This is a genomic window from Bradyrhizobium sp. th-b2, assembly GCF_000426785.1.
Lineage (GTDB): Bacteria > Pseudomonadota > Alphaproteobacteria > Rhizobiales > Xanthobacteraceae > Bradyrhizobium > Bradyrhizobium septentrionale.
In genome coordinates this window covers 1-1233 of record NZ_AUGA01000259.1, presented here as the reverse complement: position 1 = coordinate 1233, position 1233 = coordinate 1, and the positions used below count along the sequence as shown (strand labels likewise).

Genomic DNA, 1233 nt, shown 5'->3' with positions numbered 1-1233 from the left:
TTGTCGTGCTTGGACATCGTCCCCTCTCTGTGATCACTTCCAGACAGTGCGTCGCCGCCAGTTAAGCCTGTGGTCAGGCATAGGCACAAGCGAATTCCTTTAAAGAGATCGTCAACCACGACTATCGCAAGGCCCAGAGAAGCCAGGGAAAGGACCGGCGCTTCCCCACATGATGCTCCGGTCCCTATCCAATTCTGAACCGATGATGTGACGCCGACCATGCTGCCCAGTTCTCAACAGGCCCGAGATGTGGCCTATCAGCTTCACGCCTATACCAACGCACGGTCGCACCAATGGGCCGGGCCGCTCATAATTGAACGCGGCGAGGGCCCCTACGCCTTCGACACGGCAGGAAAACGCTACCTCGATGCGATGGCCGGTCTCTGGAGTGCGGGTCTTGGCTTCCGCGAAAAGCGGCTTATCGAAGCCGCGCATCGCCAGATGCAAATCCTGCCATTCTATCATACCTTCGCCTCACGATCGAATGGGCCTTCCATCGCGCTTGCCGAGAAGCTGGTGAAGATGTCTCCGGTGCCGATGAGTAAGGTGTTCTTCACAAACTCCGGCTCGGAAGCGAACGATACGGTGTTGAAGCTGATCGCCTACCGATCGAATGCATTGGGCCAGCCTCAGCGCAAGAAGGTCATCAGCCGGTTGCGCGGCTATCACGGCGTCACGGTCGGTGCGGCAAGCCTGACCGGATTTCCCGACAACCACCGCTCTTTCGATCTGCCGCTGCCCAACATTATGCACACGGGCTCTCCCCATTTCTACAAAGACAGCCGTGCGGGCGACTCGGAGGAGACCTTTGCAACGCGTTGGGCCGAGGAGCTCGAGTCGCTGATTCAGCGCGAAGGTGCCGATACCATCGCAGCATTCTTCGGTGAGCCCGTAGTGGGCGCGGGCGGCGTCATCGTTCCGCCGCCAACTTACTGGGACAAAATTCAAAGGGTACTAAAAAAGCATAGCATCCTTTTGGTCGCTGATGAGGTGATTTGCGGCTTTGGCTGGACCAAAAAAATGTTCGGTTGCGAAACCTGCAACATCGCGCCCAATGTAATTGTAGTTTCGAAGCAGTTCCAGCTATTTTCCGCTATCGGCGATCATAATGAATGACTACATGTTCGAACCAATCGCAGACGAGAGCAATAAGGTTGGACTGCTGGCTCATGGCTTCACGGGCGGGGTCACCCGGTCGGAGCCGCCGTTGCGCTCGAAAACCTCAAACTCATC

1 pseudogene is annotated in these 1233 nt (G+C 56.8%); it reads left to right on the top strand.

Annotated elements, in window-relative coordinates:
* Positions 1–219: 219 nt before the first annotated feature.
* A pseudogene (locus tag K359_RS56720) lies at positions 220–1233 on the top strand (aminotransferase); the annotation flags it as partial.